Origin of the sequence: Sphingobacterium alkalisoli (genome assembly GCF_005049105.1) — a bacterium.
In the GTDB taxonomy this organism is placed as follows: Bacteria; Bacteroidota; Bacteroidia; order Sphingobacteriales; family Sphingobacteriaceae; genus Sphingobacterium; species Sphingobacterium alkalisoli.
The window spans coordinates 618429-635901 of the sequence record NZ_SUKA01000002.1 but is presented as its reverse complement, the minus strand read 5'-3'; the positions used below and the strand labels follow the sequence as shown (position 1 = coordinate 635901).

The 17473-nt window shown below is 40.7% G+C and carries 11 protein-coding genes; all 11 read left to right on the top strand.

The features are described 5' to 3' along the window. Positions 1 to 32 precede the first annotated feature (32 nt). The 11 genes from FAZ19_RS08425 (at position 33) to FAZ19_RS08375 (ending at position 17428) form a co-directional block, all read left to right on the top strand. Positions 33 to 1598 (top strand): glycerol-3-phosphate dehydrogenase/oxidase, encoded by a 1566-nt coding sequence (locus FAZ19_RS08425; RefSeq protein WP_136820266.1) that lies wholly within the window; start codon positions 33 to 35, stop codon positions 1596 to 1598. 31 nt (positions 1599 to 1629) lie between these two features. Further along, on the top strand, positions 1630 to 3126 hold the full coding sequence (gene glpK / locus FAZ19_RS08420) for a glycerol kinase GlpK (RefSeq protein ID WP_136820265.1): 1497 nt from the start codon (positions 1630 to 1632) through the stop codon (positions 3124 to 3126). A gap of 22 nt (positions 3127 to 3148) precedes the next feature. Next, entirely contained in the window at positions 3149 to 3874 is a 726-nt protein-coding gene (locus FAZ19_RS08415; protein WP_136820264.1) for an MIP/aquaporin family protein, read from the top strand. Positions 3875 to 3948: 74 nt separating this feature from the next. Then, a complete protein-coding gene (locus FAZ19_RS08410; protein ID WP_136820263.1) occupies positions 3949 to 7194 on the top strand; it encodes a SusC/RagA family TonB-linked outer membrane protein in 3246 nt (1081 codons plus the stop codon). 6 nt (positions 7195 to 7200) lie between these two features. After that, positions 7201 to 8676: a SusD/RagB family nutrient-binding outer membrane lipoprotein gene (locus FAZ19_RS08405; protein ID WP_136820262.1), complete on the top strand. Its 1476-nt coding sequence runs from the start codon at positions 7201 to 7203 to the stop codon at positions 8674 to 8676. A gap of 94 nt (positions 8677 to 8770) precedes the next feature. Beyond that, a complete protein-coding gene (locus FAZ19_RS08400; RefSeq protein WP_136820261.1) occupies positions 8771 to 10024 on the top strand; it encodes a DUF5689 domain-containing protein in 1254 nt (417 codons plus the stop codon). Positions 10025 to 10044: 20 nt separating this feature from the next. Further along, on the top strand, positions 10045 to 12024 hold the full coding sequence (locus FAZ19_RS08395) for a calcineurin-like phosphoesterase C-terminal domain-containing protein (RefSeq protein ID WP_136820260.1): 1980 nt from the start codon (positions 10045 to 10047) through the stop codon (positions 12022 to 12024). 8 nt (positions 12025 to 12032) lie between these two features. Continuing rightward, positions 12033 to 13442, top strand: a complete 1410-nt coding sequence (locus FAZ19_RS08390; RefSeq protein WP_136820259.1) for a calcineurin-like phosphoesterase C-terminal domain-containing protein — start codon at positions 12033 to 12035, stop codon at positions 13440 to 13442. Positions 13443 to 13453: 11 nt separating this feature from the next. Then, positions 13454 to 14356: a glycerophosphodiester phosphodiesterase family protein gene (locus FAZ19_RS08385; RefSeq protein ID WP_136820258.1), complete on the top strand. Its 903-nt coding sequence runs from the start codon at positions 13454 to 13456 to the stop codon at positions 14354 to 14356. Between the two features lie 8 nt (positions 14357 to 14364). Then, the gene (glpT, locus tag FAZ19_RS08380) at positions 14365 to 15705 is read left to right on the top strand and encodes a glycerol-3-phosphate transporter (RefSeq protein ID WP_136820257.1); all 1341 of its coding nucleotides are present in this window, start codon (positions 14365 to 14367) and stop codon (positions 15703 to 15705) included. A 556-nt stretch (positions 15706 to 16261) separates the two neighbouring features. Further along, positions 16262 to 17428 carry a cysteine desulfurase family protein gene (locus FAZ19_RS08375; protein ID WP_136820256.1) on the top strand — a complete coding sequence of 389 codons (1167 nt, stop codon included), beginning with the start codon at positions 16262 to 16264 and terminating at the stop codon, positions 17426 to 17428. The last annotated feature ends 45 nt before the right edge of the window (positions 17429 to 17473 follow it).

Sequence of the window (17473 nt, the reverse complement as noted above, 5' to 3'; positions counted from 1 at the left end):
TCATAAACAAAATAAAATAACCATCAAACAAAATGAAGTTCACAAGAAACGAAGCTTATAGTTCTATCAATACGACAGAAGAATGGGATGTAACCATAATTGGAGGTGGTGCTACAGGACTTGGTATCGCTGTGGATGCGGCGTCAAGAGGTTACAAAACTTTGTTGATAGAAATGTATGATTTTGCCAAAGGAACCTCTAGTAAAAGCACAAAGCTGGTGCATGGCGGTGTGCGTTATTTAGCTAATGGTGATATAAAACTCGTAAAGTCTGCATTGAAAGAAAGAGGATTGATATTTCAAAATGCGCCACACGTCTCCTTTGTACAGAGCTTCATAATACCTTCCTACAGTACATTTAATAAATTAAAATTTCTTATCGGATTGAAATTTTACGATTGGATGGCCGGGAAATTAAGAATTGGAAAATCAACACTACTGAATAAAAGCGAAGTAATAAGTAAGTTACCGAAAGTAAAAAAACAAGGTCTAAAAGGTGGTATTCAGTATTATGACGGTCAATTTGATGACGCCCGATTGGCAATAAATCTAGCACAAACTGCTGTAGAATATGGAGCAACGGTCCTCAATTACGCAGAAGTCACACAAATAGCCAAAGACAGTTCGGGTAAAGTGAACGGACTTTCGTTTTTGGATAGGACGACAGATAGACCTTACACCGTTAAAACCAAAGCGCTCATCAATGCTACCGGTATTTTTGTAGATGAAATATTAAAATTGGACACGGCCACCCATCAAAACCTCGTAAGACCGAGCCAGGGAGCCCATATTGTAATTGATAAGAAATTCTTAGGAAATGATGATGCGCTGATGATTCCCGAAACAAGCGATGGCAGGGTTTTATTCGGTGTGCCTTGGCACGGAAAGGTACTGCTTGGCACGACAGATACACCTCTAGATGAAAATCAAATCGAGCCACGTCCTTTAGAAGAGGAAATTCAATTTATTTTAAATACGGCAAATGACTACCTGGAAAATGCACCTACCCGTCAGGATGTGTTGAGCATATTTGCTGGATTACGCCCCTTAGCTGCACCCAAACATGGAGATGGGAATAGTACAAAAGAAATCTCACGCGACCATAAATTATTAAAAAGTAATTCCAATCTAATTACAATTACTGGTGGAAAATGGACCACCTATCGTAAGATGGGGGAAGAGACGGTTGATATGGCGATAAAGGCTGCGGGGCTAGAATACAGGAAATGCCAGACAGAACACCTTCCTATACATGGATCTACACAAGAGAAAAGAAAAGGGCATTGGCAAGTATATGGTAGCGACTTTCCAGCGATACGGTCGTTGTCGCAAATGGATCCTACCTTATATGAAAAACTTCATGAAAGTTATGACTACACCGCAGCTGAAGTGATATGGGCATGTCGAAACGAAATGATCGTCAAAATCGAAGACTTCTTGGCTAGGCGAACGCGTCTGTTATTGCTGGATGCAAAAGCTTCGTTAGAAGCTGCACCTATCGTCGCTCGAATCATGGCAAAAGAAATGAAAAAAGACGAAGAATGGGTAACGAAAGAGATAGAAGAGTATGAACAACTGGTAAAAAAATACACGATATAAAAAACATCATAACCACATAAACCATAAGCATATGAAGAAGGAGTATATACTGTCTTTAGATCAAGGAACGACAAGTTCTAGGGCTATTCTATTCGACAAACGGGGAAAAATAATCAATATAGCCCAAAAGGAATTTACGCAGATCTTTCCAAAATCAGGCTGGGTGGAACATGATCCCCAAGAAATTTGGTCCACTCAGGTCGCCGTAATGACGGAAGTTATTGCGAAATCCAAACTAAAAACAGAATCCATTAAGGCAATCGGAATTACCAATCAGCGGGAAACAACGATTGTATGGAATAAAAAAACAGGCAAGCCAGTTTACAATGCGATCGTATGGCAAGATAGGCGCACTGCAGATTATTGCAAAACAATTGCAGAAAAAGGCTTGGCTAAAACTATCCAAGAAAAAACTGGGTTGTTAATTGATTCCTATTTTTCAGCTTCCAAAATTAATTGGATTCTAAACCATGTAAGTGGAGCTCGAAACATGGCGGAGAAAGGGGAACTTGCTTTCGGAACAGTAGATTCCTGGCTAGTTTATAATTTAACAAACGGAGAGAAACATATTACCGATGTAACCAATGCTTCACGTACACTTCTCTTTAATATTAATACTCTTGCATGGGATGAAGAACTTCTAGATATTTTTGAAATACCCGAATCCATGCTACCAAAAGTATGTAGTAGCTCGGAAATATATGGCGAAACAAGTACTGAACTGGGAACCAATCGTATTCCTATTGCCGGCATAGCAGGCGACCAACAAGCTGCACTATTCGGGCAGCTTTGCACGCAGAGAGGCATGGTAAAAAACACGTATGGTACAGGTTGCTTTTTATTGATGAATATCGGTGATAAGCCGGTAATATCACGTAATCATTTGGTGACGACCGTTGCCTGGAAGATCGGCAAAGAAGTTAACTATGCACTGGAAGGAAGTATCTTCATAGGGGGAGCAGTGGTACAATGGCTACGCGACGAATTGGGAATAATAAGAAAATCCAATGAAATTGAAAAATTAGCGACGAGTGTTCCAAATACCGACGGCGTTTACCTGGTGCCTGCCTTCTCGGGGTTAGGCGCGCCACACTGGAACTCCCAGGCAAGAGGAACATTATTAGGTCTTTCAAGAGGCTCAAATAACGCACATATCGCACGTGCTGCCCTAGAAAGTATAGCTTATCAAACCTACGACATATTAAAAGCCATGGAAATTGACTCAAAAGCAAAAATCAAAGAATTACGTGTAGACGGTGGGGCTACTACTAACAATTTCCTTATGCAGTTTCAGGCAGACATCCTAAAAACAAATGTAATAAGACCTGCTATAACCGAGACAACGGCTATGGGAGCCGCTTTTTTGGCTGGTTTAGCTGTCGGATATTGGAAAGACATAGAGGAACTAAAAGCCCTTTGGAAAGAAGATAAAACTTTCCATCATGTACAGGGAAAAAATTTCGAGACACAGCTCCATGAATGGAAGAGAGCTACGGATACTGCGAAATATTGGGCTGATTACAACTAACTAATATAAGAACCTTATTGTTATGACACCATTTATAGCAGAATTAATCGGCACCGCAGCAATGATATTATTAGGGGGCGGGGTAGTTGCTAATGTAGTTTTAAAAAACACAAAAGGCAACAATTCGGGTTGGATTGTGATTTGCACAGGCTGGGCACTAGCCGTATTCGTGGGAGTAACCATTGCAGGTCCGCACAGCGGCGCACACTTAAACTGGGCGGTTAGTATCGCTAACTTTATGCTAGGAAAATTAGATATATCTACTACCCTATCCTACATGTTGGCCCAACTTTTGGGTGCGATGATCGGTGCGTTATTGGTATGGATTATGTACAAAGATCATTTTAACCAGACGGACGATGCTGGCGCAAAACAAGCCGTCTTCTGTACCGCTCCAGCAATCCGAAATTTACCGATAAATCTTTTTAGCGAGGTACTCGGCACCTTTGTACTCATTTTCACGATTTTACATTTTAAAGAGGCGTCGCTATCCGACTCCACTCCTATTGGATTAGGATCGATAGGCGCTATACCGGTCACCTTTTTGGTATGGGTGATTGGCCTATCTCTTGGCGGTACAACTGGTTATGCCATCAATCCGGCAAGGGATTTAGGACCGCGGATTATACATGCTATTTTACCAATTAGAAACAAAGCAGGCTTTCATACTTCGTACGCGTGGGTTCCGGTAATCGGTCCGATAATAGGGGGCACTATCGCTGCATTATTGTACGCAGTATTAAACTAAAAACGCATAAATTAACATTTTGTTAATATTAGAAACCTCATTTTTGCAACCAATATTAAAATAAAGAAAACCTTATGTTAACAAGAAAGCTTGAAAAAGTAATACCTCACAGAAACCTTTCAAAGGTTTTATGGCTTGCTTTGGCTACAACTTGCTATTCAGGAAGTACTGCGTACGCCAACATCGTCCATCCTATGGAGCAGACAAGCAGCCAAGAAAAGGTGCGGATCAAAGGAAGAACAGTAGATGGCAGTACAAGCCAACCTTTGGGATCAGTTTCGATACGTGCGAATGGACAGTCACTCATGTCTAGCAAAGCAGATGGAACATTTGAGCTCGAGGTACCTATAGGCGCTCAGATTAGCTTCCACTTGCTCGGTTATGAAAGTTTTACAAAGGCATATACAGAAAACGCTGAAAATATAGTGGTGTCTCTTATCGAATCTTCGCAAGAAATTTCGGAGGTTGTTGTCACGGCGTTGGGAATAAAACGTGATCAAAAGGCATTAGGATATGCGGTAAGCACTGTTTCCGGAGAGCAGTTAACTGATGCCATTTCAAACAACTGGTCTGACGCGTTGGTCGGAAAAGTTGCAGGTCTTAATATCACCAAATCCAATGGAGGTCCTCTTGGTTCGAACGAAATTATTCTTCGCGGGGAAACGTCACTTTCGGGCGACAATAGTGCCCTTATCGTTATTGATGGCATCGTGATGGCAGCAGGTAAAACATCGACTTCCAGCGGCAGCAACAATTACATCAGCTCAGACGCTCCGGTAGATTTCGGATCATCGCTATCCGACCTTAATCCCGATGACATAGAATCAATCTCTGTACTTAAAGGGCCGGCAGCATCGGCTTTGTATGGATACCGCGGAGCCAACGGAGCATTAATCATAACGACCAAAACCGGACGTAAAGGAGGTGGTTTTGGAGTCTCCATCAATTCCAACACCGCAATGGGCACCATCAACCGATGGCCGGATTATCAGTATGAATATGGACAGGGTAACGACGGGCAAGACCTGTACTACTCCTACGGGCAGACGGAAGACGGGGCTAGTACCCTTAGTACGTCTTCAGCCTGGGGTCCAAAATTTAACGGACAGATGTATTACCAGTACAATCCGGATTATTACCGGGAAATCCCGCCCGAACGCACCTTATGGAGAGCTTACGAGAACAATCGGGAATATTTTTTCAAACCGGAGATCACTTCCACAAACAACATCAGTATTTCCGGTTCTACCGACAAAACAGATGCTCGTTTTTCATATACCAATGTGTATAACACATGGATTATTCCAAATATGGGTTACCGTAGAAATGCGGTTTCAGCTAATCTGAGTAATAAACTAACGGATAAACTAACATTAGCAACCAAAATAAACTATAATCATAGGGGTTCTGACAACTTACCCAATACCGGCTACAACAACCAAACCTATATGTATTTCATCAGAGGTTTGACACCAAATATGAACCCGGAGTATTTCGACGAAAACTGGCGTCCAAACAGATACGGCATAGAGCAGACAACACCCTATTCTAATTTACTGGATAATCCCAAGACCATGTCGTACGACATGATCAACTCACAAGATAAAAACCATGTCATCGGTAATTTTCAGGCTGACTACAAATTCAATGAAGAGTTGAGTTTGATGGTAAGAGCCGGACTTGATTTCTCTTACGATCAACGTTCACAGGCCAGACCTTTTGACACCTACAATTTTGCACAGGGATATTATCGGGAACAAGGGGTATACAGCCAAGAAAGTAATGCAGACTTCCTACTAACATACAATAATGCAAGACATAACGACTTCAAATTTGGCGGTAGTGTCGGTGGGGCAATGATAATGAATACCTATGATAGAGAAGACGCCTGGACAAATCTACTTAATACGCCAAACGAGTATAGTTTTGCAAACTCCGCCATTGCTTTGTTATATAATCCATATTATCAACAGTATGCTGTAAACAGTGTCTACGCCCTAGGTACTTTTAGTTATAAAGAAACCTATTTCATCGATGCAACAGGTCGTATGGACTGGGCAAGTACCTTAGCTTCGCCGAAGGAAAAAACATTACTTCCATTTTTCTACCCTTCGGTCAATGCCAGCATGCTTTTAACACAGGCTTTCGAATTGCCGGAAGAAATAAGTTTCTGGAAATTACGTTTAAGTGCAGCCAGTGTAGGTAGAGCTGGCACACGGACATATTTAAACCGTTATACGTATAGTAGACAAACCGCATTCCCTGGCGGTGCAGCTAATCCAACACGCATCCCAGACGAAAAGCTATCTTTTGAGAGAAAAATATCGTATGAATTGGGGACAGACTTCCGGATGTTCAAAAATAGGGCAAGACTTGATGTTACTGTGTATAAAGCTTTCGACATAGACCAGATTTTAGAAACCCCTATTGATCCTTCCAGTGGATACCGTACCCAAATCATCAATGCCGGCAAAGTAAGTAACAAAGGTCTTGAAATTGAAACAGAAGTAGAAATTTTGAGAAATCCAGAGGGTTTGGGTTGGTCTTTATATGGAAACTATACCGCTTTCGACACGAAAGTCGAGGAGATACCGATTCAGGATGACGCTACTTCATTGGTTTTATCAACCATATTTGGGAGTCGGGGTACGGTAGAAGCCCGGATTGGCGGACGATTTGGTGACCTCTACGGATTAGGTTATCTCCGCAATGATGATGGTGCCATTATATACAGTGGCGGCGTACCACAATATACGGAGGACCTTATCTATATCGGCAACCCCAATCCGACACAGAAATTTGGGATAGGTAGCCGATTCAGTTATAAAAATTTTCGTCTGAATGTGCTTTTAGACGGTCAGTTTGGTGGAAAAGCATATTCTTTGACACATGCCGTACTAATGGAAGAGGGGAAATTAAAAAAAACACTTCCAGGTCGTTATAATGGCATCATTGGAAACGGTGTAGTACAAAACTCAGATGGTTCATTCAGTCCGAATACAGAAATAGCACAGGCATCGACGTATTATCGTGCACACTTTAACAGGGACAATATTGAAGCGAATACATTTTCTACTGATTTCGTCAAACTCAGGGAAGTACGCTTGGATTACACCTTACCTAAATCGTTCCTGAACAGATTCAAAACAGAAAGAGCAACTGTAGGTCTCTACGGTCGTGACTTGTTCGTGTTCAGCAAATGGCCAGGTTTCGATCCAGAATTTGGTTCTCTGAACTCCAGTGGCATCGAAAAGGGAGCAGAGATTGCACAATTTCCGTCGACTAGAACTTTTGGCATAAATCTATCACTTGCATTTTAAAGCAACATGAAAACGAATTTAAAATCAATCATATTAATGGCGACATTAGGCCTTGGTGGGCTAAGCAGTTGTCAAGATTTCGTAGAAATCAATACTAATCCCAACGAATCGGCTACTGTAGCTCCCCAAAGTCTATTAGGACCTGCCGTATATAAATTAGTCACGGCTAATATCAATCGAAATATGCGGATGAACAACGAGTTCACACAGGTCACCGTTACGACAAACGACAACCTAGAATTTCATCGCTATCTTGTTCGACCGTCAGAAAGCGAATACATGTGGAGAAGCTGGTATATAGAGTTAACGAACATAAAAGATATGTATAAGAGTGCCGGCGAACAACAACAGGCGGGTTACAAAATATATCAGGGAATTTCTTTAGTATTGGAAGCGTGGGTTTATTCCTTGTTGACCGACATGTTCGGTGATATCCCCTATTATGAAAGTAATAAGGGATACAGCGAACAGAATACGACTCCTATTTTTGAAAGACAGGAAGAAATTTATCGTAATCTATTTCTGAAATTAGAACAAGCAAATCAACTGCTGAACACATCAGATGCCGTGACTGGGGATAAAGGAATACTGGATCCAATTTTCAATACCGATCCGGAAAAATGGCGGAAATTCGGAAATACCTTATATCTGCGACTGCTGCTTCGCGTGGCTCATAAACCTGAACTGAACGCCGCCACCAAAATAAAGGAGATCGTGGACATTAATCCATCAGAATATCCACTTATGGAAGACAATGATGATTCCGCTGTACTGCGTTTTACGAACCAGCAACCCTACTTCAACCCCTATTTTAATGCCCGAGAAATTGATTTTAACGGAACAAAGGGATATTCAGATTTCTTTATCAACAATTTAGTTGCTTTGCAGGATCCACGACTTAAAATATGGGCAACCGAAGCTACCTTAGGCGTGTATGCGGGAATGCAATCTGGCTATAAAGAAGGATCTATACCTGAACGCGGCTCAACCCTACACAAGAATTTGATGACTGACCCACGTTTGGGCAATATAATGAACTATGCGGAACTTAAATTTATCTTGGCAGAATGTGCATTGCGTAATTATGTGAATCAAGATGCCGAGACATTGTATAAAGACGGCATCCAAGCTTCCATGAGCTTTTGGGATCAGACAATTCCAGACGAATATTTCGGTAACCCGCTAATTGGGTTCCTAGCTACTGACGACAACACAGAATTACTGCAAAAGGTACATCTTCAGAAGTATTTTTCGATGTTGTTTACCGATTTCCAGCAATGGTATGAGTACCGTAGGACTGGTTTATTGGACTTTAGTGACTATATTGGAGAAGGCGTACAAAATAACGGTAAAATGCCAGTGAGACTAAATTATCCACTCATCACCCAGTCTTTAAATACAGTCAACTACAAAGAAGCCGTAGCGCGTTTGGGAGGAGATAATCTAAACGGGCTGATGTGGTGGCAACCAAACCTGTTTTAGACTAGAAATTGATTTAGATGGACCGTCATGATTTCAAAAATGAAAACGGATTAAATAAATCATGATAATTTCATCACCGATAAAAATTACACGGATGAAAACGAAAAAATTAAACGTATTACTATACATAGGCATATCGTTCTCCTTGTTAGCCGCTAGCTGTATCAAGGAAGACACCAACTATGCGATCGGGACAAATAATCCTGAGATTTCTTTATATGCGATTAGAAACGTATTTCAAGGAAATGATATTATCCTAGACACTAAACTGCTTACGGATGCGACTTATACAAGAGCCGTGGTCATATCAGACCATACAGGAAACAATCTCCCTGCTAACTATATAGCTGTTCAAAATGTATGGCGTAATCAGCAACGCGGTATATTACTGGAAGTAGAAGATGCTGCCAAATACAACTTTGGAGACTCGATACAAATTAATCTAACCGGAGCGTTATTGACTAAAAAGAACGGCCCACTTACCTTGAAGGGTGTAAAAAAAAGTGATATTTCTGTTATCAATACGGGAAACGACGTGACTTCAAAGGGTGTCGCCATTTCGGTTTTATTAAATAAGTTTAACGATTACGAATCAACGTTTATCGATGTCACCGCAGATTTAGAAGTAGAGCCTGCTCCTGGGACACCAATCAGGGGGACAAAGACATTAATGGATCAAGATTCGTTAACAATCGAGCTGTTTACATCCGATCAAGCAAGTTTTGCAGACGAGGTTGTTGCTCCAAGTGCAACTTTCAGAGGTATAGCCTTTATTGATGGAAATAAAAAGCAGCTGCGTTTACAAAACTATGCCGGGATGGCCTTTCCAAGTGGTAAGATATATGCCGGGTGGCCAGAAACATTCGAAACAGAAACCATAAAAGGCGGTTATGCCAACGCTAATGTAACGCTATCAACAGGAACCTGGTATTTCCAACAGTGTTTACTGGGCGTAACTGCCGGTCGTGACCGCATTATCTCAGGTATAAAGGCTGTTCGCTTTCAACAAGGCTTAAGTACGGATGCACTTTTGCAGATGAACTTTGATGTACCTAACGGCGCATCCAAAGTAACACTATGGTACGGAGCCTATTATACCGACAACTCTAGTACATTTACTTTGGAATATTCGCAGGACGGCGGTGTAAACTGGCAACAGATAGGCGACCCCATCAAAGATGCACACAAGACATCCGAAAGTCTAGATAGCAAACAGGCTGTGTTCTTAATGGATATTGAAGGCCCCGTGCGATTCAGAGTAAATAAGAAGGGCATTGGGGCTAATACGAATTCTAATCCTAACGGAAGACTCGGGATGGATGATATCTCTATTTTCAGAAGCTATTAATGGTTATATAAAATAAAAATATGATGAAAAAATATAATTTTTTGGCGTTAATTATCATTAGCCTGTTAATAACAGTCTTGACCAATGCCTGCAAAAGTGATTTAGCCATAGGTGTAGAAGATAAGATTGCAACCACAATTCCTGTAACACATATCAGTATCCCTTATGTGTATAATATTAAAAGCGGGGGAACAGAAATAAACCTTGGTGGAATAGGCTTCCTCTCGGAGGATATAATATCCTTCGTCCCGAAAGGTGGTCAGGGCGAGACAGTGGAGTTACCTGTCGGTACATTGACAGAAAGCGGGTTGGTTCTGACATTAGTGGAGGGTTTGAAAGATGGAGCCTATGATATCAGGATAAAGCGAGGAGAGTTGAACCAGCTGATCGGCAAAACGTTCGTTAACTTTGTATTTAACCCTGATATTCCCGATCAAGATGGCATGACTGTGAAAGGGACCGTGTTTGCTGCCGGAAAGGGCATAGCAGACGTTGTTGTTTCTGATGGGGAAGTATTGACGAAAACAGATGCAAATGGCATTTATTATCTGCCTTCAACAAAGAAAAATGGCTATGTATTTATATCGGTTCCGTCGAATTATGAAGTCTCTGTAACCAATACAATACCTCGATTTTTCAAAACCTTGACAGGCATAACATCGGACGCTGAAATCCGAGATTTTGAACTGTTCCCTGTAAATAACGAAAACCATGTCGTTGCATTTCTAGCGGATATACACTTGGCCAATAGAAATGATGATATCGCACAGTTTCAAAGTAATTTTTTAACAGATATTAATGAAACATTCGCATATTACGAAAGTCAGGGCAAGAAGTTCTATGGGCTGACGTTGGGTGACCAATCCTGGGATCAATATTGGTATGCCAACAATTTTAAACTAGCAGAATACCTACAAATTATAAAAGATGTAGAATTCCCAATTTACAATGTTATTGGAAACCACGATTATGACCCATATGTTGCCTTCAACGATTGGCAGGCATCATCACCCTACCGGAATTTTATGGGTCCAACTTACTACTCTGTCAACATCGGCAAGGTGCACTACGTGATCTTAGATAATATGGTTTACACCAACATGGGAGGATCAAACGGAGTTATTGGTGATAGAGAATACAACAGCATCCTTGTATCGGAACAACTCGATTGGTTGCAAAAAGACTTGGCTTATATCACTGACAAGTCTACTCCAATCGTAGTTGCTATGCATGTTCCGTTGTATTCCAATCCTAATGCAAGCGGTACATCTAACATCGTTTTAGAAAACGGCGACAAATTCATAAGTGAACTAGCTGCGTTCAATAATGTCAAAGTACTCACTGGTCATTACCACGTCAACTATCGCGTTCAACAGCCTAGTTCGAATATTATGGAGTACAACATTGGTGCCGTAAGCGCTACTTGGTGGTGGACTGGAAGAAGTGGCTATGCAGGGAACCATATCTGCAAAGACGGTAGTCCGGGTGGCTATGCTGTGCTGGAAGCAGAAGAAAAAAACCAAAAGCTATACTATAAAAGCATAGGATTCGAAAAAGACTATCAGTTCAGATCATATGATCTGAACAAAGTTCTTATCAATGCCAGTATACACACGCCAAACGCAAGTGCGGCATTTAAAGACAAAGTCGCCGGATTCGCAGGAGAATACGCTACTGAAAAAGATGACAACCAAGTGCTACTGAACATCTGGGGCTACCAAGACAATTGGAAAATCACCGTTACCGAAAATGGAAATGAGCTCCCTTATATGCGCGTTCGAAAAAAAGATCCATTGCATATTATCTCGTACGATACACAACGTCTTAACGTAAATGCAGATCCAACAAGTTCTTTTATAACCAACAATACTGCTCATATGTTTTTAATTCAAGCATCAAGTGCAACGTCGACATTGGAGATAACCGTGGAAGACGACTTTGGAAATATTTACTCCGAAACTATGGAAAGGCCCAAAGCATTCAATTACTCCATGCGTTAATTATTAAAATGAACAGAAGAGAATTTCTAAAATCGACCAGTTTACTAGTAGGCGGACTTTATCTATCAGGCCGCGCTTTTGGAACCATACAACCTCTAGATAAAGGGAAGCTTATTAAAGGTCGAATAAGAAGCTCCGGAAAAGGCATCGCCGACACCGTCATATCTGACGGATACAACACTACAGTGACAGACAAGAAAGGAAGGTATGCGCTAGCGAGCAACAAAAATGCAGAATATATCTTTATTTCTACCCCTGCAGGTTATCAGATAGAACATGTAGATGGTTTTGCTGCAATCTATCTTTCTGTAACAAATAGGAACTACAATTTCGAACTCAAAAAAAACACTTTTGACGATACCAATCATTTCTTTCTTGCACTAGGCGACCCACAAATTAGAGTTGCCGAAGATGCGAACCAACTCGAAGAAGAGTCAATACTAGATATCACCCAATATCTACAGTCCACTTCTAAAGAGAAGTTTCATGGCATCAGCCTTGGTGACTCCATATGGGACAATCCTAAAATGTGGACAAAATACCAAGAGGCAATAACAAAAATAGGAATTCCCTTTTTCCAGGTAGTCGGAAACCATGACAAAAATGAGATTACTAAGGAAGAATCTGATGCTAACAGCTTATTTAAGAATTATTTCGGCCCAACCTATTATTCTTTTAACCGAGGACAGGTACACTATATTGTGTTAGACAATGTGCGTTATAAGAACATTAAAGAATACGATGGACATATCAGCGACGACCAACTAAATTGGTTACAAAAGGACCTCAAGTATGTACCAAAAGATCATGTCCTAATTATCAGCGCACACATTCCTATCTATAGTGGTATTAAAAACCGGGAAGAGCTGTATGCGCTACTAACCGAATTTGAACAGGTTCATATTCTGTCTGGACATACACATACCAACACTAATCACGTTGACCAGCAAATATACGAACACACCCATGCTTCTCTATGTGGTGCCTGGTGGACAGGGCCGGTTTGTGCGGACGGCACGCCCCGCGGATACGGTGTATTTGAAATAAATGGTTCCAAAGTAACGTGGCATTACAAATCCATTGGTCGTGACCATACCTATCAATTCAGATCCCATGTTCAACAACTAAACCACGGCATGAATCGTATTACTGTCAATGTATGGAACTACGACCCGCAGTGGCAGGTTACCTGGTATGCCGATGGTGTTTACATGGGTGCGCTAGAACAAATAAAAGGATATGATGAACTAACTTTGAAACTATATAAAGGAGAAGATCTTCCTGCCGACCGCAGAGGTTGGGTCGAACCCAAGCGTACCGAACATCTATTTTTTACGCAGTCTAATGCGAAAACAGTTAAAATAGTTGTCATGGATCGTTTTGGTAATAATTATGAAGAAACCCTCAACATAAAATAATAATTTTAAACATGGAAAAAAAAATCATCATCCTATTCTCAGTTGCTATAGCCACCATTCTCACAAATTGTCAAGTGCAAAGAAGTCCCAAATCAGAATTTCCTAGATTCTCTTACGAAGGCCACCGTGGGGCTCGCGGATTGTATCCGGAAAACTCAATTGGCGCTATGAAGACAGCTATTGACCTTTCAAAGGTGACAACACTGGAAATGGATTGTCATATCACCAAAGACAAAAAGGTGGTGGTGTACCATGATCATTACCTAAACCCAAAATTTGTACAGTATATCAATGGGAAAGAACTCAAAGGACAAGATAATAAAGGCTTAATTTACCATTATACTTGGCCTGAATTGGAAAGATTTGATATTGGCTCAAAATATTATGTGGACTTTCCCGATCAGAAAAAAATTAAAACACAAATTTCATTGCTCAGCACGTTGATCGATGAAGCCGAGGCGTACGCCAAATTGAAGCGTAAGGCTCCCATGTATTATAATATCGAGACTAAAAGCAAAAATGACAAATATCACGTCTACCACCCCGCACCCCAAGAATTTTCTGATCTCGTTTTAGAAGTCGTCATTGAAAAAGGAATTGCTCCCCGGACAGTTATTCAGTCATTTGACAAAATGACGATCCAATATATCAATAAAACTTATCCGCAGATTAAAACCTCTTACCTAATCGATGCGAAAAATACTAAAACAATTGATGAGCTCGTCGAAGAATTAGGCTTTACACCATTTATCATCAGTCCTAATTACCAACTCGTTAATACGGAATTCATCATGCAAGCGCATAACCGAGGTATTAAAGTGATTCCTTGGACGGTAAACACAAAAAAAGACATCCAAAATTTGATGGACTTAAATGTAGACGGAATTATTAGTGACTATCCAAATTTATTTTAAAAACGCAAATGTTAAATATTTTCAAGCCGGCAGCTCACAAGACGCAAATGCCGACACATCGTATTGACGGTGAATATAAGCGAATGCGATTGCAAGTTTTCGTAGGTATCTTTCTAGGATATGCTGCTTATTATTTCGTACGTAAAAATTTTTCATTTTCGATCAAAGACTTGCAGGACACAATGGGGTATACAAAAGCCGAACTAGGTTTTGCAATGTCTGCCCTGTCTATCGCTTATGGCTTAAGCAAATTTTTGATGGGAAATGTCTCTGATAGAAGTAATGCGCGCTATTTCTTGGCTGCAGGGCTCGTATTATCATCGCTTACGATGATCTTCATGGGGCTATCTTCGTTTGCAACATCATCCATTACCATCATGTTTTCGCTTTTATTTATTAATGGTTGGGTTCAAGGTATGGGCTGGCCGGCCTGCGGACGCGTAGTCGTGCATTGGTACTCAATTAGAGAACGAGGCACGGCAATGTCCATTTGGAACCTAGCACATAACGTTGGAGGTTTCCTTGTTGGACCTTTAACTATTTTAGGCGTTGAACTTTTTGCGAACTGGCAGGCTAGGCTTTATTTTCCCGGATTGGTTGCAATAATTGTCGCTTTTATCTCTATTTTGTTGGTGAGAGATACCCCTCAATCCTGTGGCCTACCTCCCATAGAGGAATATAACAAAGACTACCCTAAAACATATGATTCTTCGCAAGAAAAAGAGTTCAGTGCAAAAGAAATATTTCTCAAATATGTTCTAAACAACAGGTTACTTTGGTTTATTGCGATTGCTAATGCCTTTGTATATTTAGTCCGAAACGGAATAGTAAATTGGGCACCGACTTTTTTACAAGAAGCAAAAAACTTCTCTCCTTCAGAAGCTGCTTGGTCTGCTTCATTTTACGAGCTCGCCGCCATTCCTGGAACAATACTATGCGGAGTACTTAGTGACAAAGTTTTTAATGGACGAAGAGCACCCGTTACTGTTATTTACATGACCCTTACATTGCTCGCGGTTTTTGTTTACTGGACAGCTCCGGGCGCAAACCAATGGATTGTAAACAGCTCGCTATGGGCAATAGGTTTTTTAATTTACGGACCAGTAATGCTTATTGGGGTGCAGGCGTTAGATCTTGTCCCTAAAAAAGCCGCCGGAACCGCAGCTGGATTGACCGGTTTATTTGGATATTTCATTGGCGATCTTTTGGCAAATGCTGCACTCGGTGCCCTTGTTGATAAAAGTGGATGGGATGCTTGTTTTGAAGCTATCTTATTTGCTTGTGCTTTAGCTATACTATTTACAGCATTAACGTGGAACAAAGAAAAAGAATTCTTAAGGTTGAAGTAGCATCGTAACCGACAAGAATAAGCGTGCTCCATAGATAAAAGAGCGGAGCCAAATAGGTATTAGCTTTACTATGACTTCACTACTAAAAGAGATTTATTAGAGCTTAAATAGAGGGTTTATAGAGGTAAGTCGGTATAAACTCTCTGTTTTTGGTAAAAAAATGATATGCAATAATCGGTGCTTTTAGGGTAATTAGAGTGAATTTGTATAGGCCTTGACACGAAGCATTACAGGAGCTTTACGTGGAGTATGATATTAAAATTATAAAACTAGATAAAACAATTGCATTACCTTAGGGTTAGTTATTAATGAATGCTATGCAAAATGAAAAAAGCCCTATTTAAATTTTTAAACGATATCAATAAGGCTGTATTACCAAAATACAGCAAACAAGATCCATCAACATTAAGCAAAGTACAGCAAGGCGTTGTAGCTTACCGTTATTACGTATTAATAAACTCCTTGGATTAAAATACAACAGCTGATCCAGTGTAAAGGTTTGGGGAACTTAACCTACCCTATCAAATAGATCGAAAAATTTAAATAACTTTATCCTATGATTTATTTGGACAACAATGCTACCACGTACATCGCAGATGAAGTTTTTGAAGCCATCCTCCCCTATTTGAAAGAAGAATATGGAAATGCCTCCAGTATTCAGCATAAACTAGGTCGAAGTGCCAATCACGCGGTAGAAGGTGCAAGAGCAATAGTCGCCAACCACCTCAATGTCAAACCGAAAGAGATGATGTTTACGAGCGGTTCCACGGAATCTATCAATATGGTCTTAAAAGGTGTCTTTGAACGATACCATTTAAAAGGCAATCATATTATCACCTGCCAGACGGAACATAAAGCCGTACTCAACACCTGTGAATATTTAGAAAAAAAAGGCGCAGTTGTAAGTTATCTCCCTGTCGATCCGAATGGCAAACTAGATCTTCAATTACTACGAAGTAGTATCAACGAACGTACGATCTTAGTCTGCTTAATGGCTGCAAATAACGAGACCGGGATCATACATCCGATAGAAGACATAGCTGAAATCTGCCAACAAAACGACACCTTATTTTTTTGTGACGCTACACAATATATCGGTAAAGAAAAATTAGATTTACAGCGCATTCCTATCGATATCGTGTGTTTTAGTGGACACAAGCTACATGGTCCGAAGGGAATCGGAGCTCTTTTTATCCGGAGGAAGTCCAAACCGATACAAATCACACCTCTTATCCATGGTGGAAACCAGGAACATGGACTACGGGGTGGCACCTATCATAGTTCAGGAATTGTTGGTCTCGCTAAAGCCCTTGAAGTGATTGACTACTCGACGAATGCGAGCACACTTCGAGATTACTTTGAAGAGTCGCTACTCGCACACATCGATGAATGTCGGGTTCATGCAATTTGTCATCCTCGAATTCCCAATACCAGTAATATCTTATTTAGGGGTGTAAAAGGATCGGAATTAATGACAAACCTACCTAATATAGCCCTATCATCAGGTTCGGCATGTGTTTCGGGAAATAGGGATCCGTCACATGTGCTAAAAGCAATGCACCTGTCTGATGAAGATGCGTATTGCAGTCTGCGGCTCAGCTTTAGCCGCTACAACACAAAAGCAGAAGTAGACACTGTAATACAGGAATTAACAGATGCAGTGACCAAGATTAGAAATTCATCTCCGCTTTGGCAACTGTACAAAACGGAAAAGCTTAAATAATTTTACAATCGACAAACGATTAGCTATTGAGAAAAGCAAATTAAA